Origin of the sequence: Loktanella sp. F6476L (assembly GCF_023015725.1) — a bacterium.
GTDB lineage: Bacteria > Pseudomonadota > Alphaproteobacteria > Rhodobacterales > Rhodobacteraceae > Yoonia.
On record NZ_JALKAR010000018.1, the window covers coordinates 1 to 22,411 of the forward strand.

At 53.5% G+C, this 22,411-nt stretch carries 16 protein-coding genes; 2 read left to right on the forward strand and 14 right to left on the reverse strand.

What is annotated here, in order from left to right; translation table 11 throughout:
- The 4 genes from MWU61_RS18555 to rpsL all read right to left on the reverse strand — a co-directional run.
- The coding region (locus tag MWU61_RS18555; RefSeq protein WP_247129987.1) for a GTP-binding protein at positions 1 to 130 on the reverse strand (130 nt) is incomplete at its 3' end.
- 80 nt (positions 131 to 210) lie between these two features.
- A complete protein-coding gene (gene fusA, locus MWU61_RS18560; RefSeq protein ID WP_247129960.1) occupies positions 211 to 2,328 on the reverse strand; it encodes an elongation factor G in 2,118 nt (705 codons plus the stop codon).
- Between the two features lie 15 nt (positions 2,329 to 2,343).
- Entirely contained in the window at positions 2,344 to 2,814 is a 471-nt protein-coding gene (gene rpsG / locus MWU61_RS18565; protein ID WP_183524551.1) for a 30S ribosomal protein S7, read from the reverse strand.
- 96 nt (positions 2,815 to 2,910) lie between these two features.
- Positions 2,911 to 3,282, reverse strand: coding sequence for a 30S ribosomal protein S12 (rpsL, locus tag MWU61_RS18570; RefSeq protein ID WP_247129961.1), 372 nt, complete (start codon positions 3,280 to 3,282; stop codon positions 2,911 to 2,913).
- Positions 3,283 to 3,674: 392 nt separating this feature from the next.
- Between rpsL and MWU61_RS18575 the strand changes: the two genes are divergently transcribed.
- Both MWU61_RS18575 and MWU61_RS18580 read left to right on the forward strand, forming a co-directional pair.
- The gene (locus MWU61_RS18575; RefSeq protein WP_247129962.1) at positions 3,675 to 4,346 is read left to right on the forward strand and encodes a hypothetical protein; all 672 of its coding nucleotides are present in this window, start codon (positions 3,675 to 3,677) and stop codon (positions 4,344 to 4,346) included.
- 127 nt (positions 4,347 to 4,473) lie between these two features.
- On the forward strand, positions 4,474 to 5,100 hold the full coding sequence (locus tag MWU61_RS18580) for a hypothetical protein (RefSeq protein ID WP_247129963.1): 627 nt from the start codon (positions 4,474 to 4,476) through the stop codon (positions 5,098 to 5,100).
- Position 5,101: 1 nt separating this feature from the next.
- Here the strand turns inward: MWU61_RS18580 and MWU61_RS18585 are convergent, their stop codons facing one another.
- The 10 genes from MWU61_RS18585 to MWU61_RS18630 form a co-directional block, all read right to left on the reverse strand.
- Entirely contained in the window at positions 5,102 to 6,007 is a 906-nt protein-coding gene (locus MWU61_RS18585) for a DMT family transporter (RefSeq protein ID WP_247129964.1), read from the reverse strand.
- Between the two features lie 37 nt (positions 6,008 to 6,044).
- A complete protein-coding gene (locus tag MWU61_RS18590) occupies positions 6,045 to 7,031 on the reverse strand; it encodes a fatty acid desaturase (protein ID WP_247129965.1) in 987 nt (328 codons plus the stop codon).
- 246 nt (positions 7,032 to 7,277) lie between these two features.
- The gene (gene rpoC / locus MWU61_RS18595) at positions 7,278 to 11,534 is read right to left on the reverse strand and encodes a DNA-directed RNA polymerase subunit beta' (protein WP_247129966.1); all 4,257 of its coding nucleotides are present in this window, start codon (positions 11,532 to 11,534) and stop codon (positions 7,278 to 7,280) included.
- 305 nt (positions 11,535 to 11,839) lie between these two features.
- Positions 11,840 to 15,979, reverse strand: coding sequence for a DNA-directed RNA polymerase subunit beta (rpoB, locus tag MWU61_RS18600; protein WP_247129967.1), 4,140 nt, complete (start codon positions 15,977 to 15,979; stop codon positions 11,840 to 11,842).
- A 485-nt stretch (positions 15,980 to 16,464) separates the two neighbouring features.
- Positions 16,465 to 17,319, reverse strand: a complete 855-nt coding sequence (locus tag MWU61_RS18605) for a DUF4394 domain-containing protein (protein WP_247129968.1) — start codon at positions 17,317 to 17,319, stop codon at positions 16,465 to 16,467.
- Positions 17,320 to 17,519: 200 nt separating this feature from the next.
- Positions 17,520 to 17,894 carry a 50S ribosomal protein L7/L12 gene (gene rplL, locus MWU61_RS18610; protein ID WP_247129969.1) on the reverse strand — a complete coding sequence of 125 codons (375 nt, stop codon included), beginning with the start codon at positions 17,892 to 17,894 and terminating at the stop codon, positions 17,520 to 17,522.
- A 69-nt stretch (positions 17,895 to 17,963) separates the two neighbouring features.
- Positions 17,964 to 18,476, reverse strand: a complete 513-nt coding sequence (gene rplJ / locus MWU61_RS18615; RefSeq protein ID WP_247129970.1) for a 50S ribosomal protein L10 — start codon at positions 18,474 to 18,476, stop codon at positions 17,964 to 17,966.
- A gap of 308 nt (positions 18,477 to 18,784) precedes the next feature.
- Positions 18,785 to 19,171 carry a hypothetical protein gene (locus MWU61_RS18620; protein ID WP_247129971.1) on the reverse strand — a complete coding sequence of 129 codons (387 nt, stop codon included), beginning with the start codon at positions 19,169 to 19,171 and terminating at the stop codon, positions 18,785 to 18,787.
- A 111-nt stretch (positions 19,172 to 19,282) separates the two neighbouring features.
- On the reverse strand, positions 19,283 to 20,614 hold the full coding sequence (locus MWU61_RS18625) for a hypothetical protein (protein ID WP_247129972.1): 1,332 nt from the start codon (positions 20,612 to 20,614) through the stop codon (positions 19,283 to 19,285).
- Between the two features lie 202 nt (positions 20,615 to 20,816).
- A complete protein-coding gene (locus MWU61_RS18630) occupies positions 20,817 to 22,187 on the reverse strand; it encodes a calcium-binding protein (protein WP_247129973.1) in 1,371 nt (456 codons plus the stop codon).
- Positions 22,188 to 22,411 lie beyond the last annotated feature (224 nt).

A 22,411-nucleotide genomic window follows, 5' to 3' on the forward strand; every position in this document is an offset into this window, starting at 1 on the left:
GGTCGTAGTCTTGGAAGTCGCCAAAGTACTTTGTAATCGCCGCTGTCAGCGTCGTTTTACCGTGGTCAACGTGGCCGATTGTACCGATGTTGACGTGCGGTTTCGTGCGTTCAAACTTTTCCTTAGCCATGATGGCCTCCTTAAATAATCCCACCTTGGGGATATTCGATTGTCTGGATTGGGCGGCGGGCTGTTAGGCCCGCCAACCGTTTATGCAAATTTCGCTTGGATCTCTTCAGAGATGTTCGACGGTACTGGATCGTAGTGGTCGAACTGCATCGAGAACTGCGCACGCCCAGAGGACATGGAGCGCAATGTGTTGATGTAGCCGAACATGTTTGCCAGTGGCACCATTGCGTCGATTGCAATAGCGTTACCGCGTGTATCCTGACCCTGAACCTGACCCCGACGGGATGTCAGATCGCCGATGATACCACCTGTGTATTCTTCAGGTGTGATCACTTCGACCTTCATGATTGGTTCGAGCAACTTCGCACCCGCTTTGCGCATGCCTTCACGCATACACATACGAGCCGCGATTTCGAACGCCATGATGGAAGAGTCAACGTCGTGGAACTTACCGTCGATCAACGCCACTTTGAAGTCGATCACAGGGAAGCCAGCCAAAGGACCGTTGTCCATAACGGACAGGATGCCTTTTTCGACGCCTGGGATGTATTCTTTTGGCACCGAACCACCAACGATGCGGGATTCGAAGGAATAGCCTTCGCCCGGCTCTGTCGGAGAGATGATCATTTTCACTTCGCCAAACTGACCAGACCCACCAGACTGTTTCTTGTGGGTGTAAGTGTGTTCAACTTCGTGACCAATGGTTTCACGATAAGCAACCTGTGGCGCACCGATGTTCGCCTCAACCTTGAATTCACGCTTCATGCGGTCAACAAGAATGTCGAGGTGAAGTTCGCCCATACCCTTCATGATGGTCTGACCGGATTCCAGATCAGTTTCCACACGGAAGGATGGATCCTCGGCTGACAAGCGCTGAAGGGCGAGGCCCATCTTTTCTTGGTCGCCTTTTGTTTTTGGCTCAACGGCGATCTCGATCACAGGATCTGGGAACGTCATTGTTTCAAGAACAACTGGATCGTTTGGCGCACAGATGGTGTCACCTGTTGTTGTGTTCTTCAGACCACCCAACGCAATGATGTCACCAGCGAATGCTTCGTTGATTTCTTCACGGTCGTTAGAGTGCATCATCATCATACGGCCAACGCGCTCTTTGTTACCCTTGGTAGAGTTGAGCATGGTGTCACCCTTAGACAATGTACCGGAGTAAATCCGTGTAAATGTCAAAGAGCCCACAAATGGGTCGTTCATGATTTTGAATGCGAGGCCAGAGAACGCCATGTCGTCATCCGCACGACGTGCGATGTCACGAACTTCGTCTTCGTCGCCTGGCTTAAAGCCCATGTAGTCAACAACGTCGAGCGGGCTCGGCAGGTAGTCTACAACAGCGTTCAACAGAGGCTGAACACCTTTGTTCTTGAACGCAGAACCGCCCAGAACAGGAACGAAAGACAGGTTCAGACAACCCTTACGGACCAGTTTGCGCAGCGTTGGCACGTCTGGTTCGTTTCCTTCGAGGTACGCTTCCATCGCATCGTCGTCCTGCTCAACAGCAGCTTCGACAAGACGCTCACGGAATTCCGCAGCTTTGTCAGCAAGATCGGCACGGATCGGTGCTTTGATCCATGATGCACCAAGGTCTTCGCCCTGCCACAACCATTCTTCCATCGTGACGAGGTCAACAAGGCCTTCCAGCTCTGTTTCCGCACCAATCGGGAATGCGATCGGAATAGCGCGCGCGCCAGTCCGGTCTTCGATCATGTTGACGCAGTTAAAGAAGTCAGCGCCGATTTTGTCCATTTTGTTGACAAAAACCATACGCGGAACTTTGTAGCGGTCAGCCTGACGCCAAACAGTTTCAGTCTGTGGTTCAACACCAGCGTTGGCGTCAAGAACACAAACAGCACCATCGAGAACAGCCAAGGAACGTTCAACTTCGATTGTGAAGTCAACGTGGCCTGGTGTGTCGATGATGTTCATGCGGTGCTTAGGAGAGTCAGCTTCTGTGCCGTTCTCTGTGCGTTCCCAGAATGTCGTGGTCGCAGCTGAAGTAATTGTAATACCCCGTTCCTGCTCCTGCTCCATCCAGTCCATTGTCGCAGCACCATCGTGCACTTCGCCGATGTTGTGGGACTTACCTGTATAGTACAGGATACGTTCGGAACATGTGGTTTTACCCGCATCAATGTGCGCAATGATACCAAAGTTCCGGTACAGTTCGAGTGGATACTCGCGTGCCATATCAGATGTTTCCTATTACCAGCGGTAGTGGCTGAATGCTTTGTTTGCATCGGCCATTTTGTGGGTGTCTTCGCGTTTCTTAACGGCTGTGCCGCGACCGTTGATCGCATCCATCAGCTCGCCAGCAAGGCGTTCTTCCATTGTGTTTTCGTTGCGCTTTTGAGCAGCAGCGATCAACCAACGAATAGCAAGCGCTTCACGGCGCTCTGGGCGTACTTCAACAGGAACCTGGTACGTAGCACCACCAACGCGGCGCGAACGCACTTCGAGGTTTGGTTTGATGTTGTCGAGGCACTCGTGGAACACTTCCACTGGTGATTTCTTCAGTTTATCTTCAACGCGGTCAAATGCGTTGTAAACAATCCGCTCAGCAACGGCTTTTTTGCCGTCGATCATCAGGTTGTTCATGAATTTTGTCAGAACCTTATCGCCGTATTTGGCGTCAGGTAGGACTTCGCGTTTTTCAGCGGCGTGACGACGTGACATGTGTCGGTCTCTCTCTCGTTTCGGGCAACGGCGGGGGATGTCCCCGCCCTACGGATGGTGGGTAGGGCGGACCAATATGGGTCCGCCGTTCCGCGATTACTTAGGACGCTTCGCACCGTATTTGGAGCGGCGCTGCTTACGATCTTTAACACCTTGGGTATCCAACACACCGCGCAGGATGTGGTAACGGACACCCGGAAGGTCTTTTACACGACCGCCACGGATCAGAACCACAGAGTGTTCCTGAAGGTTGTGGCTTTCACCTGGGATGTAAGAAATGACTTCGAAACCGTTGGTCAGGCGAACCTTGGCAACTTTCCGCATCGCGGAGTTCGGTTTCTTAGGTGTTGTAGTATAAACACGTGTACATACGCCGCGTTTCTGCGGGCATGATTCCAAGTGCTGCGACTTGGACTTAGTGACTTTTGGCTGGCGCGGTTTGCGGATCAGCTGCTGAATCGTTGGCATCGTTTGATGTTCCCATCTATTCACAAATTATGCACCCGAAGGCACGATTAAGGTCGGCAAACGCCAATCAGCTAAGACCAGCACAAAAAATCCGCAGTCAAACCCTTACCGGAGGTTTGGTGCGGCGGGCTACAGAGGAACAAGTCAGCATTAGACCGGTTCTTGACCACTTTTATCTTGATATCAGGTCAAAAGACGCAATGCCCCCTACCCGGATGAACGGGCGTATAGGCAGAGTCGGGAAAGGTGTCAACAGGGCGCCGGCATCGTAGGATTTCAGACGCCGTTCTGCGGGACGATATCGCATAACAGTCCGGATCACAGCGCCCGATATTGAATATCTGCACGCCGGTCGTGTTGATCGAGGCAAGCCATCCAGAAAAGGAGCTGCCATGTCTATCCGCCCTGCCCTGCTCATCATCGCAACTGCAACCACCGCCGCCTGCGGTGCGCAAACTGTCACGAACAAACCTGTTGTATCGGCCCCCACGCCAACGACCACAGTCATTAGACCCGCGTTCACGGCGTCAGATTTCAACGCGGCAGTCGCCGACGATAAATTCGGGTCCACCCTGCCCGAAACGTCGTCGACACGTGTGCCATATGGGACAGCCACCTACGACGGTCATGTGCGCAGCAGTGCCATCATTGAAGACCAAAGCGGATACGACGTGATTGGCGATCTCGAACTGGACGTCGATATCAATAGCCGCAGCAGTTTTGTGGGACGTAATCCCATCACTGGCACGATCACAGACGTCACCGTGATTGATCGCGAATCCAATGATCGTCTTATTCCTCTGTCCGGGACGCTTGATATCCGCGGGGACAGTGTATCCGGGGAAATCGAAGCCACCGCAGTTGGCGACCTAAGACGCGCCCGCACGGGCACCCGTGATGAAGTCGCCGAATGGTCGATTGAACTTGATGGGTCGTTCCGCGACGATTTCGCGACCGCAGACACAATCGCCGGTTCCGCGACAGGCGGCACATCCGGCGGATCGCGGGATGATTACAATGTGGACCTGACCGGCAATGGCCGTTTCGTTGGGGTCGAACGATGACAGGCGGGATTTCGCATGGTCAGCATTTCCCGACCTGTCCCGACCCGTTGATATTGAATATCATAAGCCCTGCAATCACTTTGCAGGGTGTCCGCTGCCGCCATTTCAAACATAGGATCCATTATCGATGACTTATAAATTTGCCTTACCGTTTTTCGCCATCGCCGGCCTTGCCGCCTGCGAGCTACCAAATGAAAACACGCTCAGCCGTTCTGATCTGACCGCGCTGAGCGCCGATGATGTTCGCGCAAGCAGGCTCGACTTCACCGCAGCGACGGACATCCCGACAGGGTCCGCTACATACGAAGGGCACGTCCGCAGCGATGCAATCGTGAACGGCGAAGACGATTACAGTATCCTTGGCCTTCTTGAGATGGGCGTAGATATTTCGGCAACGGCAGGACGCGAAGGCAGTGGTGGGATCGATGGCACGATTTCTCAGATTAACCTGTTCGACGATAATAACAACGGTTTCGAAGACCAAGAATTCGGTGGCGAATTGACGGTACGCGGCGACGCACGCGATGGCCGGATCGAAGCAACCGCTACAGGTGTCTTGGATGCTGTTCTGGACGATGTTTTGATGGAACAGACAAGCACGTGGTCACTTGATCTGCGCGGCGATTTTGTCACCGATTTTGACGACGGCGACACAATTGTCGGCGATGTTTCCGGTGGCACAACGGGGTCTGCATCCGATGACTATGACGTGACGCTGACAGGAACTGGTAAGTTCTTTGGCGAGCGCCAGTAAATTACTGAGGCTGGCTTGCCATTTGGCGGGCCAGCCGCCTTTTGACGCGTTGTTCGCGATACAACGTGAAAAGCCCCATCGCGACGACGATGCCTGCACCAAGGAATGTCAGCGCCTTTGGGATTTCCCCGAACACAAGAAATCCTAGGATCAACGCGACCAGAAGGCTCGTGTATCGGAACGGTGCAACAAAGCCGATTTCGCCGACGCGCATGGCGGCGACGGAAAAGACGTAGCCCCCAATGATGAAGACCGCCGCACCCGTTAAGAACCCAACATGTGGAACCGTGACGGGCACCCATGTTTCCGTCAGCAAACCGATCGCGGCCATCACAGTCACCCCGATCGCGGCCACAACAGCGGCAAGCGTCGAAGGCACGTCGCGCGACATGCGCCGCGCAGCCAGATCGCGGACCGTGACGATCAGAACGGCTGCGATGGCATAGATCGAAAAGACGCTGAAATCCGCCCCACCCGGCCTGACGATCAGAAGAACGCCCGCGAAGCCCACAATAATCGCAGTAATCCGACGCCATCCAAGCGGTTCTTGAAAGAACAACGCGGCCGCCAAACTGACGGTCAGCGGCAAGGCCTGCAGGATCGCGCTGACGTTCGCCAAAGGCATATTGAACAAAGCCTTAATGAACAAGAACGCGCCGCCCATCTCCGCTACGGTGCGGATCAAAACCAAGATCCAGTCCCGGCGGCTTAGGTCAAAACGCAGCTGGCCCATGGATTTACACAGCAGGATCAGCAGCGGCAGGACGATCACCCCGCGCAGGAAAATAGACTGCATCAGCGGCAAGTCAGTCGAAACTGATTTCATAAAGGCATCGTTCACGGTGAAGGCCGTCATGGACCCCATCATGAAAAGTGCGCCGCGCATGTTGTCTGTCAGAAATGCCATGGATCAGCCGTAGCAGCGTCCGTTTCACTGCGCCAGATTATTCAGCAGGCTGCAGGGCGACCGGTTCTTTGACGTCCGAAAAGCGGACCATGCGTTTGCTATCCTCGTCCCACAATTTCCACTTTACGCAGGCAATTGCTTCGCCCCAGCCCATACGGGTTGGCTGCAAGACATCGACCAATGCTTCGTGGCAGGCCTTCAATCGATAGGCCGGAATTTTCACGTACAGATGATGCAGGTCGTGGAAGGCAAAGTTGTAGGTGAGAAAGTGAAAGATCGGGCCAAAATCAAGCACGCTTGATCCTTTGAGCGATGCTTCTTCAAAATCAACGCCGCCTTCATGTTCCCAATAGGCGTCTTCGAAATTGTGGCCCGCATAGACCATGAACGTCCCGAAACAGCATGCAAACACGTTCGCGATCACGAAGAACAAGAACGCCGTTTCACCACCGACGAAGTAGATGACTGCCCACAGCCCACACATCAGGGCATTTTGGGTCACGACATCGGTCCAGCCCGTTTTCGTGACGTTCTTCGGAATGCGGTAGCGGATGAAAAAAATGAACACGGGGCCGATGAAATAGATCACTGGAGCAGACCGGTACGTCCGGTAATACAGTTTTCCCCAAAAACCGGCGGCCTGATATTCTGCCACGGTCCACGTCAGAACCTCATGCGCGTCGCGTTCATCAAGGTTGCCGATGTGGCGGTGGTGGAGGTTATGATTATGCCGCATCGCGAAAAATGGATGCGCCGTGAACGCGCCAAGGATAACACCAACAACCGTGTTAACCGCACGGTTGCTGAAATGCGCCGCGTGCCCACAGTCATGTTGGGCGCCAAAGAAGCGGATGCCGCCGCCCGTGAAGAGAATGATTGCAAGCGCCATGATCAGGAAATTGCCAAAATAGACAGTCCCAAGGGCGATTGAACCAAAATACATGATGGTTGTGATGATCAAATGGATGAGTGCAACACCGTCCTGCGGAGCGGCAAAAGGGTGTGCCATTTTTCGAATGGACATGTGTTTTCTTTCAAATCGGCGTGTCAAATTTTGCGATAATGTCGCGTGAGATTGACGCTAGGACACGTGCATTAACCAATCAAGTCGGGAGAACCTGACCAACTGGTTAAATTTTAGACTGTTGCGTGTGATACGCCGCCAAAGAGCCAGGTCGTCCAGATGCAGTGCAGCAAGCTGCGATCAAAGAAAAAGGCCCCCGCAGTGTCCTGCGGGGGCCTTTTCAATCATTTCGTCTGACAGGTCAGATTAATCGCGGCTATCCGGTGTTTCCTCGATGATTGTATCGAAGACATCACCACCGACAACATCATCAGCGACGTCCATTGCGGACGGTGCAGCCAATGCAGCGGCTTGTTCAGCTTCGTCACGACGCGCTTCGATCACTACGTTATCACGGTCTGTCGCGATCTTGCGGACGCGCTGGGTTGCCCCACCTGTACCCGCAGGGATCAGACGACCCACGATGACGTTCTCTTTGAGGCCGACCAGTTTGTCGCGCTTACCCTGAACAGAAGACTCTGTCAGAACCCGCGTTGTTTCCTGGAACGACGCCGCAGAGATGAACGAACGTGTCTGCAAGGACGCCTTGGTGATCCCCAAGAGGATCGGTTCGCCCGTTGCGACGCGGTCGCCACGCTTCAGCGCTTTGGCGTTGGCTTCATCGAATTCAGCCTTATCGACAGTTTCGCCCTTGAGCAGAACTGTGTCGCCGCTGTCTTGGATTTCCCATTTCTGGAGCATCTGACGTACGATGACTTCGATGTGCTTATCGTTGATCTTAACGCCCTGCAGACGGTAAACGTCCTGAACTTCGTCGATCATGTAGTCAGCCAAGGCTTCGACACCCATAACCGCAAGAATATCGTGCGGCGCAGGGTTACCGTCCATGATGTAATCGCCCTTCTGGACAAAGTCACCTTCCACAACTGGAATGTGCTTACCCTTCGGCACCATGTATTCGACCTTCACGTCTGCATCATCGGCTGATTCAATCGCGATGCGGCGCTTGTTCTTGTAGTCTTTCCCGAAGCGCACATAACCATCGATTTCGGCGATGATCGCGTGATCTTTCGGACGACGTGCTTCGAACAATTCCGCAACCCGTGGCAGACCACCGGTAATGTCCTTGGTCTTCGCACCTTCACGCGGAATACGCGCAAGAACGTCACCAGCAGAGATTTCCTGACCGTCTTCGACAGACAGAACCGCATCAACGGACATGCCGTAAGATACTGGGTTACCGTCGTCTTTCAGAGCAGGTTCACCGTCAGCACCGACAACAATGATCTTAGGTGCAAGTTCATTGCCTTTCGGAGCCGCACGCCAGTCTGTCACGATCTTCTGTGTCATACCTGTCGCGTCATCGGTTTCTTCACGCACTGCGATACCGTTAACGAGGTCAACGTGACGCGCAGTACCCGATTTCTCAGCGATGATTGGCAGTGTGAACGGATCCCATTCAAACAGCTTGTCGCCGCGCAGAATGTCCTGACCCTCTTTGACGAAGACCTTGGAACCGTAGCCAACCTTGTGCTTGGACAGTTCAGTACCTTCGCTGTCTTCAATCGACAGAACCATGTTCCGGCCCATAACGACCATCTCACCAGCTGTATTTTCCAGCAAGCTTGCATTGTCGAAACGGATTTTACCCGGCTGGGATGCCTCTTGGAAGGACTGCTGACCACCCTGAGCAACGCCGCCGATGTGGAATGTCCGCATCGTCAGCTGTGTACCAGGTTCACCAATGGACTGCGCCGCGATGATGCCGACGGCCTCACCGATGTTAACGCGTGTACCACGGGCAAGGTCACGACCGTAACACATGGCACAGACGCCGTCTTCGGCCTCACATGTCAGTGGTGAACGGATGCGCATTTTGGAAATGCCAGCCACGTCGATCAGGTCAGATGTACGTTCGTCGATGAGTTCACCGGCAGCAACGATTACCTCGTCAGTGCCCGGCTTGATCACGTCATCCGCAGACACACGGCCAAGGACGCGTTCTGCAAGCGATGCAATCACTTCACCGTCGTTAACCGCTGGTTCGGCTGTGATGGCCATTTCGGTCCCACAGTCGATTTCACGAACGATACAGTCTTGCGCCACGTCAACCAAACGACGTGTCAGGTAACCAGAGTTCGCAGTTTTCAAAGCCGTATCTGACAGACCCTTACGAGCACCGTGTGTCGAGTTAAAGTACTCGAGAACGGTCAGACCTTCTTTAAAGTTCGAGATGATTGGTGTCTCGATGATTTCGCCATTTGGCTTAGCCATCAAGCCGCGCATCCCGCCCAGCTGTTTCATCTGTGTAACCGAACCACGGGCACCGGAGTGGGCCATCATGTAAACCGAGTTTGGTTCACCTTCAGATCCATTTTCCATGATTGGCGTTGTACCAATCGTGTCCATCATCGCGTCAGTGACTTTGTCGTTGGCTTTTGACCAAGCATCGACAACTTTGTTGTACTTTTCACCCTGAGTGATCAGGCCGTCCATGTACTGCTGTTCGAAGTCTTTTACGAGGTCACGTGTTTCGCCAACCAGTTCCCATTTCGTGTCAGGCACAACCATGTCGTCCTTACCGAACGAAATACCAGCCTTAAACGCTTCGCGGAAACCCATCGTCATGATGTGGTCACAGAAGATCACGGATTCTTTCTGACCACAGTAGCGGTAGACCGTATCAATGATCTGCTGCACTTCTTTCTTCCGCAGAAGACGGTTCACGAGAGCAAATGGTGCTTTCGCGTTCAGTGGCAGCAAGGCACCAAGGCGCAGACGACCCGGAGTGGTTTCGAACCGCTCCATGACTTCGTTACCTTCGTTGTCGATCTGCGGCATACGTGCGTGGATTTTGGCGTGCAGGTGAACTTCACCAGCCGTCAACGCGTGCTCGACTTCTTCGATGTCAGAGAACGTCATGCCTTCACCGACCATGCCTTCACGCATGATTGTGGTGTAGTACAGGCCCAAGATCATATCCTGTGATGGCACGATGATCGGTGCACCGTTGGACGGTGACAGAACGTTGTTCGTGGACATCATCAGAACACGGGCTTCAAGCTGTGCTTCCAATGACAGTGGAACGTGAACCGCCATTTGGTCGCCGTCGAAGTCAGCGTTAAACGCAGAACAAACGAGCGGGTGCAGCTGGATCGCTTTACCTTCGATCAGAACCGGTTCGAACGCCTGAATACCAAGACGGTGCAATGTAGGCGCACGGTTCAGCATGACAGGGTGTTCGCGAATAACCTCGTCGAGGATATCCCACACTTCTGGACGCTCTTTTTCGACCAATTTCTTGGCTTGCTTCACTGTGGAAGACAGGCCTTTGGCTTCAAGACGCGAGTAGATGAACGGTTTGAACAGCTCGAGCGCCATCTTCTTGGGAAGACCGCACTGGTGCAGTTTCAATTCAGGACCAGTCACAATGACCGAACGGCCAGAGAAGTCGACGCGCTTACCCAAAAGGTTTTGACGGAAACGACCTTGCTTACCCTTCAGCATATCGCTGAGAGATTTCAATGGACGCTTGTTCGCACCTGTGATGACACGACCACGACGACCGTTGTCGAACAACGCATCAACAGATTCTTGCAACATCCGCTTTTCGTTACGAACGATGATGTCAGGTGCGCGCAATTCGATCAGACGCTTCAGACGGTTGTTCCGGTTGATCACACGACGGTAAAGGTCGTTGAGGTCGGACGTCGCGAAACGGCCACCATCCAGTGGCACGAGCGGGCGCAATTCTGGCGGGATCACTGGGATCACTGTCAGAACCATCCATTCCGGGCGGTTGCCGGATTCGATGAAGCTTTCAACGATCTTCAAACGCTTGATGATCTTCTTTGGCTTCAATTCACCAGTGGCTTCTTTCAGGTCAGCACGCAGTTGCTCTGCTTCGCCTTCAAGATCGATCTGAGACAGCATCTCGCGGATCGCTTCGGCACCGATGTTCGCTTGGAACGCGTCCATGCCGTAGACGTCTTGCGCATCGTTGAACTCCTCTTCGGTCATCAGCTGACCGTAAGTGAGGTCTGTGAGGCCCGGTTCGATCACAACGTAGTTTTCGAAGTACAGGATACGCTCAAGATCGCGCAGCGTCATGTCCAGCATCAGGCCGATCCGGGACGGAAGCGACTTGAGGAACCAGATGTGTGCGACTGGAGCAGCCAGTTCGATGTGGCCCATCCGCTCACGGCGGACTTTCTGAAGGGTAACTTCAACACCACATTTCTCGCAGACAACGCCACGATACTTCATGCGCTTATATTTACCGCACAGGCATTCGTAGTCTTTGATCGGGCCAAAGATACGGGCGCAGAACAGGCCGTCACGCTCAGGCTTGAACGTCCGGTAGTTGATGGTTTCTGGCTTTTTGATCTCACCAAAGGACCACGACAGGATCCGTTCAGGTGAGGCCAAAGAGACCTTGATTTCGTCAAACGTTTTCGCCGGTGTGAGCGGGTTAAACGGGTTGTTTGTCAGTTCCTGGTTCATCAGGTGTCCTTTCCAGGCTCTAGGCAAGAGAACGTGACGTGTAATCCCGTGCCAAAATAAGCGTATGTATGAGCGAAGCGACTGATATCGGAGCGTGTCGTGCAAATTGCGGAAGCTATCTCAAATCCATCCCATTCCGAGGGCTCATGAATCACAAGACGACCTGCAACGCTTTCTTGATGATCAACGACGAGGGCTACCTCCATCGAGTTCGAGCTGACGACAGTACCAGCAAAGAAACATATTGTTCCAAAAGCTAGAACTGCCGCCGCACCCAAAATCACCTTGAGAGCGCGCTTTGGCACTTACTCTTCATCCTCCGCATCCAGGAGTTCCATGTTAAGGCCGAGGCCCCGGACTTCTTTCACGAGCACGTTGAACGACTCTGGCACGCCGGCTTCGAAGTTATCTTCGCCTTTGACGATGCTTTCGTAGACCTTCGTCCGGCCTGCAACGTCATCCGACTTCACTGTCAGCATCTCTTGCAGCGTGTAAGCCGCGCCATATGCTTCGAGCGCCCAGACTTCCATTTCCCCGAAACGCTGACCACCGAACTGGGCTTTACCACCCAGCGGCTGTTGCGTGACCAAGGAGTATGGCCCTGTGGAACGTGCGTGGATCTTGTCGTCGACCAAGTGGTGCAGTTTCAGCAGGTATTTCACACCAACTGTGACCTTACGGCTAAACTGCTCACCTGTGCGGCCATCGAACAGAACTGACTGACCTGATGTGCTGAAACCAGCACGTGTCAGGGCGTCGTTGACGTCTGCTTCTTTGGCACCATCGAAGACGGGTGTCGCGATTGGCACACCACGGCGAACGTTGCCCGCGATTTCAAGCAGATCGTCTTGCTCAAGATCAGCGATGCCTTCGGCGTAAACGTCGTCACCGTAAACGATCTTCATCGCGTCGCGCACTGGGGTCATATCGCCAGAGCGGCGGTATTCGTCCAAAGCTTCGTCCACTTGGATACCCAAGCCACGTGCAGCCCAACCCATGTGTGTTTCAAGGATCTGACCAACGTTCATACGCGAAGGCACACCCAGTGGGTTCAGACAGAAGTCGACAGGTGTCCCATCCGCGAGGAATGGCATGTCTTCCATGGGTACAACCTTGGAAATAACACCTTTGTTGCCGTGACGGCCGGCCATTTTATCGCCCGGCTGCAGCTTACGCTTCACCGCAACGAAGACTTTGACCATCTTCATCACGCCCGGCGGCAGGTCATCCCCACGACGGACTTTTTCGACTTTATCTTCAAAACGGGCATCCATCATGCGCTTTTGCGCTTCGTATTGCTCGTTCAGGGCTTCCACGACTTGTGCGTCAGCTTCGTCTTCCAACGCAAACTGCCACCATGCACCACGACCAAATTCAGCCATCGCTTCTTCAGTCACAGGAGAGTTCGATTTGAACCCTTTTGGACCTTTAACAGCTGTTTTGCCGATGATCATGTCGTGCAGGCGCGCGTAGATGTTCCTGTCAAGGATGACCAGCTCATCGTCACGGTCGCGTGCAAGGCGTTCAACTTCTTCACGCTCGATCTGCAAGGCACGTTCGTCTTTTTCGATACCGTGGCGGTTAAAGACGCGCACTTCAACGATTGTCCCGAAGTCACCCGGCGGCAGACGCAAGGACGTGTCACGCACGTCAGATGCTTTCTCACCAAAGATGGCGCGCAGAAGCTTTTCTTCCGGTGTCATCGGGCTTTCGCCTTTTGGTGTGATCTTACCAACCAGAATGTCTGCAGGCCCAACTTCCGCACCGATATAAACGATACCGGCCTCATCAAGGTTACGCAGTGCTTCTTCACCAACGTTTGGAATATCACGGGTGATTTCCTCAGGCCCAAGCTTTGTATCACGGGCGGCGACTTCGAATTCTTCGATGTGGATCGAAGTGAAGACGTCGTCACGTGTCACACGCTCGGAAATCAGGATGGAGTCTTCGTAGTTGTAGCCGTTCCAAGGCATAAACGCGACGACCACGTTCTTACCCAGAGCCAATTCACCCATGTCAGTGGATGGACCGTCAGCAACAACCTGACCCTTCGTGACCTTATCGCCCACCTTCACCAGCGGACGCTGGTTGATGCAGGTGTTTTGGTTAGAACGCTGGAATTTGCGCATGCGGTAGATGTCTACGCCTGCGTCACCCAGACCGAGGTCTTCAGTCGCGCGGATAACGATACGCTGCGCATCAACCTGGTCGATGATACCCGCACGTTTCGCCATGATCGCCGCACCGGAATCCCGTGCCACAACTTCTTCGATACCCGTACCAACAAGTGGTGCCTCTGCCTGAAGCAGTGGAACCGCCTGACGTTGCATGTTGGATCCCATCAGGGCCCGGTTCGCATCGTCGTTTTCAAGGAATGGGATCAAGGAAGCCGCAACGGACACCAACTGCTTCGGTGATACGTCGATCAGGTCAACATTTTCACGTGGGGACAGTGTGTAGTCACCGTTTTTCCGTGTGGATACGAGTTCGTTGATGATCTCGCCTTCTTCGGAAAGACCCGCGTTGGCCTGTGCCACTGTGTGACGCATTTCTTCGGTCGCGGACATGTAGGACACTTCGTCTGTGACCTTGCCGTCGATGACCTTGCGGTATGGTGTTTCGATAAAGCCGTATTTGTTCACACGCGCGAATGTCGCGAGTGAGTTGATCAGACCAATGTTTGGCCCTTCCGGCGTTTCAATCGGACACATACGACCGTAGTGCGTGGCGTGAACGTCACGTACCTCAAAACCTGCACGTTCACGTGTCAAACCACCTGGCCCAAGCGCAGACAGACGACGCTTGTGCGTGACTTCCGACAGTGGGTTTGTTTGGTCCATGAACTGGGACAGCTGGGAAGAGCCGAAGAATTCACGCACAGCTGCAGCAGCAGGTTTCGCGTTGATCAGGTCTTGCGGCATGACTGTGTCGATTTCGACGGAAGACATACGTTCCTTGATCGCGCGCTCCATACGAAGCAGGCCAACACGGTACTGGTTTTCCATCAATTCGCCGACAGAGCGGACACGACGGTTGCCGAGGTGGTCGATGTCGTCCACGTCGCCTTTGCCGTCACGCAGTTCAACAAGCGCTTTGATACAAGCAACAATGTCGTCCTTGCGCAGCGTGCGCATTGTGTCTTCTGCGTCCAGATCGAGACGCATGTTCATTTTCACACGACCAACAGCTGACAGGTCATAGCGTTCGGAATCGAAGAACAACGTGTCAAACAGCGCGGATGCTGCATCGACGGTCGGTGGTTCACCCGGACGCATGACGCGGTAGATGTCCATGAGCGCGGTTTCGCGGTTCATGTTCTTGTCGCCTGCCATTGTGTTGCGCATGTACGCGCCAACGTTGACGTTATCGATGTCGAGGATCGGCAAGGATGTGATCCCTGCATCGACGAGGTCTTTCAATGTACCGCCGATGACGTCGCCGTCTTTATCGACTTCAACGGTCAGTTCGTCACCTGCTTCAACGTAGATCGCACCAGTTTCTTCGTTGATGATGTCGCGGGCTACAAATTTGCCAACGATGCTGTTGAACGGGACCAACAGATCGGTAACTTTGCCTTCGTCGATCAGCTTTTTCACGGAACGAGGAGTAACCTTTTCGCCCGCTTTTGCGATGACTTCGCCAGTTGCAGCATCGACCAGATCTTCTGCAGGACGGGTGCCGCGCACGCGCTCTGGGAAGAACTTCGTGGACCAAGCCTGGCCCTTTTTGTCGAGGTTGTAATCGACGGTGTTATAGTACGCGTCCATGATGCCTTCTTGGTCGTAACCAAGCGCATAGAGCAGCGTTGTGACAGGCAATTTACGACGACGGTCGATTCGGCAGAACACGAGGTCCTTCGCGTCGAATTCAAAGTCGAGCCATGAACCACGGTAAGGAATGATCCGGCATGCGAACAACAGCTTACCAGAAGAATGGGTTTTACCCTTGTCGTGGTCAAAGAACACGCCCGGTGAACGGTGCATCTGGGAAACGATCACACGCTCTGTGCCGTTGACAACGAAGGTGCCATTTGGCGTCATCAAAGGCATGTCGCCCATGAATACGTCTTGTTCTTTGATGTCTTTCACAGACTTCGCGCCTGTGTCTTCGTCCACATCAAATACGATCAGGCGCAGTGTCACCTTCAGCGGCGCTGAATAGGTCATGTCGCGCTGCTGACATTCTTCAACGTCGTACTTTGGCTTTTCCAGTTCGTACTTTACGAACTCGAGAACTGCAGTTTCGTTGAAATCCTTGATCGGGAAAACCGACTGGAAAACACCCTTGATGCCTTCGCCGTCAAGCGGCGTGTCGCTGTCGCCGGAACGCAGGAACAGGTCGTAGGAAGATTTCTGAACCTCGATGAGGTTCGGCATTTCAAGAACTTCGCGAATTTTGCCGTAATACTTACGGAGACGTTTCTGACCGAGGAAACTTTGCGCCATGTGTCTGGACACCTTTCAAATTCTCAACGGGGCACATGCAGTTGGGCGACAGCATGGGCAACCATACGAGACAGCAGTGAAACATGGTCCATTCTCGCCGCACGACCCACTGCGCAGCACTCGACCATATCTCTGCCTTGGAAAACCCTTACAAAAAGGGCTTTCCAAGCCAGACGCCGCACAATAGTTTGCCTTCCCCTGCTGTGATTTAATCAATCAGAGGGTGTTTCGAAGGCTCCATATTGCAAGACAGAAAAAGCGGCTTCGAATCAATCGAACCCGCATAGACCGCCCAGATATGATGTGAGAGGAAAGAACACAAGACCAAATAGGGCATTCTTGTGCCCTGTCGTTGTCGCACTAGCATGTTGGAAACCGTGGCCCGCGTCAAGTTCCCCGTCACGGTGCGCGAGATCAAACCCACAAAATCGCACATCAAAGCACCGCCGGCCGGCCCAATCCGAACCGGGCGGCGGTTGTATTATTTACATGCCCATCGCGACAGCAAAGCCCGAGAAACCGGTGCTGCCCAGATCGGACAAAAGCGTCGCCTCGGCTGTCGTCAGGTCGATCGCATAGAGACCGGACGTGTCGGCCCCGTCCATCTGCAAGATCGCATAGCCCATATCGACACCCTCTTCTGGCGATACGATGTCAAAACCACCTGCGGTCACAAGATCAGCGACCTCGCCGTCAACCATGACCGTGCCTACAGTTTCCAATGTGCCCGCGTTGTTCGCGAGGCTGACCAATGCGTTTGTGCGGGCGTCGAGCGCGTACTGGAACGTGCTTTCGGCAGTCATGCCAGCAATCGCGTTTGTGTAGGCGGTCGCATAGATCAGCGGTTCTGCGCCCTCGTTCGCGTCACCTTCGGCGTAGGCCGTGTCGGTGAAGCGCAGTACGGAATTGGCACGTTCATCATCGTCGCCGAACCCTTCAGGAAAATAAACAAGGTTCGCACCATCGTCACCAACCATCCGCACCGCATCAATCGCGTTGTTAAAGTCCATCGCAACGGCGGCACCAGTGACCATCGCATCATCGGCAAAGTTTGCGCCCAGATCAGTCAGCGCACCCGACATCTTGTCAATTGTGAAAACCATGCCATCGCGTGAGAACCCGACCAGATCACCGGTCACAGGACGATACGCAATTGCATCAAGACGTGCAGACAGGTCGTAAGTCATGGCGGCGGCCGGATCAGCGATGCTGTCCATTGTCACCAGCGTCATCCCATCGTTGGCAAGCGCGTAGCCTGACAAAGCGGCGTGACCATCAGCAATGGCTGTGCCTGCTGAAAGCATGGAGATCGTAGCAAGTGCTGTCGTACGCATAAACATCGTAAAGTTCCTTGAGTTAGGTCACCGGAAGCGTCCGGATTGCTGAAGACACGTAAAATGCCGCCCCCAAGTTTCAGTCAACAGTGATTTTTTGCGTTTTCAGTTGTTAGCGCCCCCGCCGACACCCCACACCCTGCGAAAACGAAAAACCCGACACGCATTGCTGCGTGCCGGGCTTCTTTCGATCAGTTGAAAATGGCTTAGGCCAGTTCAACCTCTGCGCCAGCTGCTTCCAGCTTCGCTTTGATCTCTTCAGCTTCCGCTTTCGGAGCGCCTTCTTTGATTTTGCCGCCAGCTTCGACGAGGTCTTTAGCTTCTTTCAGGCCAAGACCTGTGATGCCGCGAACTTCTTTGATGACGTTGATTTTGGACGCGCCAGCGTTCTTGAGAACGACGTCAAAGTCAGTTTTCTCTTCTGCTGCTGCGCCGCCAGCGTCGCCGCCGCCAGCCATCATCACTGCGCCACCGGCAGCTGGTTCGATGCCATACTCGTCTTTGAGGATGGTTTTCAGTTCTTGTGCTTCGAGAAGGGTCAGACCAACGATCTCTTCAGCAAGTTTCTTCAGATCAGCCATTTGCTTTTCCATTTCTAAATAGTGTGTTCCAACGTCAGGGCAGATGCCCCTAAGTCAATCCAAGTTGCTTTATGCAGCTTTCTCTTCAATGGTTGAGAGAATGCTTGCGATGTTCGAAGCAGGCGCGCCAATGGCCCCAGCGATGTTGCTTGCAGGTGCACCGATGCAACCAACGATAGAAGCAATAAGCTCCTCGCGGGATGGCATCGCGGCAACGGCTTTCACACCAGCTACGTCCAGAGCAGTCTCACCCATAGCACCGCCAAGAATAACGAGCTTGTCGTTTTCTTTAGCGTAGCCATCCATGACCTTCGCCGCAGCGACAGGGTCTTCGGAATAGGCGAGAACAGTCATGCCTGTCAGGTAATCAGCGATGCTTGCGCAAGGCTTACCTTCCAAGGCGATTTTGGCGAGCTTGTTCTTGGCAACGCGTACGGACCCTTCTGCGTCACGCATTTTTGCGCGCAGGTCCTGCATTTCGGCAACTGTCATGCCTTCGTAGTGGGCAACCACTACGACGCCAGAGCTTTCAAAGACTTGGCCGAGCTCTTCGACCAGCTGTTCTTTTTGTGCTCTATCCACAGTTTCACTCCAAGTTTGGAGGGTATCCCCTCCGGCTCAATTTTGCTGGGAAGCGATGCTGCCCAACAGTCTAAGTCCATTTTTACGGGGGAGCGCCATCAGGACCGAGGAGAGCCTCGAAAATTCTGGTCTATCCCGTCTCAGGCAGGAATTAATGACATTGCTGCCAACCCACCGTCTCGGACGAATAAAGGCCCGAACGAATCAAACCGTCAGGCCTTGGTGGTGCTTTAAAGGGAGATGATGGTTTTGCCAAGGGTAGCGGGGTAGAAAACCCGCCTACCCCAGTTTGCGATGCGGCATGCCTGTCAGTCAAATTTGCACAACGGGGTGATCGAAAACCCGACAACCTGTTCGCTGAGCAAATTGAAATCCAGCGCGCTGACACATCCATCGTCCGTTTCGGCAGTTCCGCTTAACGTCGCGCGACTGTTGTTGATCTCAAAACTCGTGATCTTGACGGTTGTGTATGGCTTGGTCTGCACAAACATGTCTTCCAGTCTCTCGACCGGGACCTCTTTTGCGAACTCGGGGTGCATCAATGCTAGCGCGTCATCATAGGCCTCTGTCGACACCGCAATGGTGAATTCACGGACCGTTTCGCGCGCGCCGGCGCTGACCCTTGACAGCACGATGCAAAGCAAGACACCGATCACGGCGGCAATTCCAATCGCCATAAGTAGAATACGTTTCATCGAAAACCCTTATTCAAATCGTTCTGACCAGCGACGTAGCGGCCACGATATACTGAAACATGCGACACGAAACGGCCCACAACCACTATGGGGCCGTTTCGATTGATTGGATCAAAAGATGAAATCATCCACGCTGATGTCAGCAGCAAGGTCTTGGGTTTTGATCAGCAGCGTTTCGCCTTCGAAGCTAACGGTCACGCGGCCCGACTTTTTGGTGTGCGCATCAAAGATCAGATCCGCGCCATAGCTGACACCCCAAGCCGTGATGTCGATCTGGTCAATGCCAATCTCAAAATCGCTGATCGTGTCGCGGTCGCCATCCGAGACGAGCACAAACGTATCCGCACCACCACGACCATGCATGTTGTCGCGCCCTGCACCGTCGATGAGCGTGTCAGCCTGATCCGCACCAAACAAGCGGTCATCGCCTTCGTGACCATCAAGCGTTTGCACAACACCGTCCTGTCCCTGAATACGGTCGTCGCCGCGGCCGCCGATCACCTGCTCGATACTGTTGAACACCATATCACCGGACCTGTCAAAAAACTGCCCGCCACCAGATGCGAGCGAAATCTTGAGCGCGTAGCCTTTGCTCAATCCTGAGAAATCAACAAGATCGACACCTTCGCCACCGTAATACTGCTCGAACGCGCCTTTTCCGCCTTTGAACGTGTCGTTTCCCTCGTTGCCGTGCATTGAGTCAGACCCGCCGTTGCCGTCGATATAATCATCACCAAGACCGCCCTCGATGTAGTCATCACCGCCGCGCCCGTCGATCACATCATCACCCCCAAGCGCATAGATCACGTTATCCACGGCCGTGCCCGCAAGAACGTCATCGCCAAGCGTCCCAAATTCGCCGCGTGAATCATAGCCGGCGTCATCCGGCATCCAGTCGATCCCGTCCGCGTCACCTGCCACCCAGCCCGTGCCATCGAACCAGTAATAGACCGCGAAATCAGCGTCTTCGCTCTCGTACGCGGGTTCGTCGTAGTAATAAGTTTCGTCGTAATAGGTTTCGACAACAACCGTCGAGCTTTGCGCAAATCCCGAGAACAGATAATCGACCTTGATCCCATCGTTACCATATGCGCCGGTCACGACCTCGACGTAAGCGGAAAGGTTTTCGAAAATGTAGTCGATGGATGAGGCGTCTTCAGCGATCGGATAATATCCAAAGGCTTGGCTGGTATCGTAGATTTCACGGTAGAATTCACCGACCACTCCAGCGACCTGCCAATTTTCAAGCGCTACATCATTGGGTTCGGTTTCGCCTTTCCCGAAAAGGACCCGCAATTCACTTAGGTCCCAAGCCACGCCGTCGATTGTTTTACCAAACAGATCTGTCCCGAGACTATCCCCCGTGGTCGAAACATCCCCGAGAAATGCATCATCGCTCAGCGCGTCCTGAATGCCATCGCCGTTAAAATCACCTACAAACATATTGTTCCCTTTTTAAGATTCGAGCACCGATACGCGGGACACCCCATTGATGCAGAGCTGTTTTGCGCAAAAAACGCGATGTATTCGCTATTGCTGTAAACGCGAACCAATCCCATCGGCAGGCACCTGACGTGCTACTTGGTCATGGCCCATCGAGATAGCGGACCGGCTACGCTTTCGCGCAACCGTTCCGCGACATTGTCTAGAAAATGAAATCATCCACGCTGATGTCAGCAGCAAGATCTTGGGTTTTTATCAGCAACGTTTCGTCTTCAAAGGTGACCTTCACGCGGCCCAACTTTTTGGCGTGAACGTCAAACGACAGATCAGCCACATCGCTGACACCCCAAGCCGTGATGTCGATCTGGTCAACGCCAATCTCGAAGTCGCTGATTGTGTCGCGATCCGCATCCGCGACAAGTACGAAGGTATCCGCGCCACCACGGCCATGCATGTTATCCCGCCCCACCCCGTCGATTAGCGTGTCCCCTTGGTCTGCACCGAACAGCCGGTCATCGCCGTCGAAACCGTCAAGCATCACGGCAGTGCCATCTTTCGCTTGGATACGGTCTTCGCTCTGCGTTCCGATTACTTGCTCAATACTATTGAAGCTGTAATCGTTATTTTGGGCGTTTTTGCCGTAAATGTCACCGCCGCCCGAACCGAGCGTGACCTTCACCCCACGCTGCGGATTGAAATCCGAGAAATCGACAAGATCGACCCCATCACCACCTCTGAAAGCGTTGTTACCATCACCCGGAATAAACACATCGTTGCCGTTACCACCGACCATCCAGTTTCCGCCTTTGCCGCCAACCAGAGTGTCGTCACCATCACCACCATAAAGCGCATCATTGTCGCCGCTTCCCGCGTACAGCACGTCGTCGCCGCCACCGCCATAAATCCGGTCGCTACCGCCCCGTCCGTCGATCACGTCATTGTAGAAATAGCCTTCGATCAAATTGTTCGCTGCTGTTCCATTCGGTGCATTCGGGTTTTCCTCGCCTACAAAGGAAAATTTTTCTTCGGTGAACACAAAGTCACTAATCCACTCGGACGGAAAATCCTCGTAATAGACGATGTTGCTATATGAAAGATCGTAGTAAAAATCATCGTCACTGTCGTAGTAAAATTCCGAGTCATCATAAACCTCTAGATCGGCGCGAAAAACATGCTTTAGGGAAAACTCAACAGAGCCGTCCGCAGTTGTCGCCACGTCTGTATCAAATTCGAGGTATTCATCCCAGCGATACAGATCGTTCCCGCTGAAATCACCGCCAAATGAAAAGCTTGGGTCAGATGCACCGCTATCCCAACTAATCTCGTCGTAATACGCGTAGGACGCCGCGGTCGTCACGAAAGTCATTTGACTGAACGGAACCTCAACGAGATCAATCGATCCATCGCCATAGAAAATGCGGTACTCGAAGACATCGAGCCTGTCTGCATCGTCGTCTTCAAACCCAAAGATGCGACGCATCAGGTCCTGTTTGTCATCAAGGTCGGCCCAAGTGGCCTGTTCGGATTTAATGACGTCATCAATCCCGTCGCCGTTAAAATCAGCAATTAACATAGTCGCTCTCCCCCAAGAGAAATAATTAAAGCCGACAAATCTATTGGCTGGTCTTAATAATTGGGGCGACGTTAACAATCATGAGGTGAGACCTACAAGCGGAAATCGCCATACTTCCGCCACATTTGCGACCGGCATTCCGTTGTTTCCATTGCAAAAACACCCCCCCACAAACGCAAACGGCAGGCCCGAAGGCCTGCCGCATGTCACTTCAATAAGAAGTG

Bases quoted from the DNA above. Each gene is read 5' to 3' on its own strand.
- fusA (WP_247129960.1), bottom strand. From the start codon at position 2,328: ATGGCACGCGAGTATCCACTCGAACTGTACCGGAACTTTGGTATCATT.
- rpsG (WP_183524551.1), bottom strand. From the start codon at position 2,814: ATGTCACGTCGTCACGCCGCTGAAAAACGCGAAGTCCTACCTGACGCC.
- rpsL (WP_247129961.1), bottom strand. From the start codon at position 3,282: ATGCCAACGATTCAGCAGCTGATCCGCAAACCGCGCCAGCCAAAAGTC.
- MWU61_RS18575 (WP_247129962.1), top strand. From the start codon at position 3,675: ATGTCTATCCGCCCTGCCCTGCTCATCATCGCAACTGCAACCACCGCC.
- MWU61_RS18580 (WP_247129963.1), top strand. From the start codon at position 4,474: ATGACTTATAAATTTGCCTTACCGTTTTTCGCCATCGCCGGCCTTGCC.
- MWU61_RS18585 (WP_247129964.1), bottom strand. From the start codon at position 6,007: ATGGCATTTCTGACAGACAACATGCGCGGCGCACTTTTCATGATGGGG.
- MWU61_RS18590 (WP_247129965.1), bottom strand. From the start codon at position 7,031: ATGTCCATTCGAAAAATGGCACACCCTTTTGCCGCTCCGCAGGACGGT.
- rpoC (WP_247129966.1), bottom strand. From the start codon at position 11,534: ATGAACCAGGAACTGACAAACAACCCGTTTAACCCGCTCACACCGGCG.
- rpoB (WP_247129967.1), bottom strand. From the start codon at position 15,979: ATGGCGCAAAGTTTCCTCGGTCAGAAACGTCTCCGTAAGTATTACGGC.
- MWU61_RS18605 (WP_247129968.1), bottom strand. From the start codon at position 17,319: ATGTTTATGCGTACGACAGCACTTGCTACGATCTCCATGCTTTCAGCA.
- rplL (WP_247129969.1), bottom strand. From the start codon at position 17,894: ATGGCTGATCTGAAGAAACTTGCTGAAGAGATCGTTGGTCTGACCCTT.
- MWU61_RS18620 (WP_247129971.1), bottom strand. From the start codon at position 19,171: ATGAAACGTATTCTACTTATGGCGATTGGAATTGCCGCCGTGATCGGT.
- MWU61_RS18625 (WP_247129972.1), bottom strand. From the start codon at position 20,614: ATGTTTGTAGGTGATTTTAACGGCGATGGCATTCAGGACGCGCTGAGC.
- MWU61_RS18630 (WP_247129973.1), bottom strand. From the start codon at position 22,187: ATGTTAATTGCTGATTTTAACGGCGACGGGATTGATGACGTCATTAAA.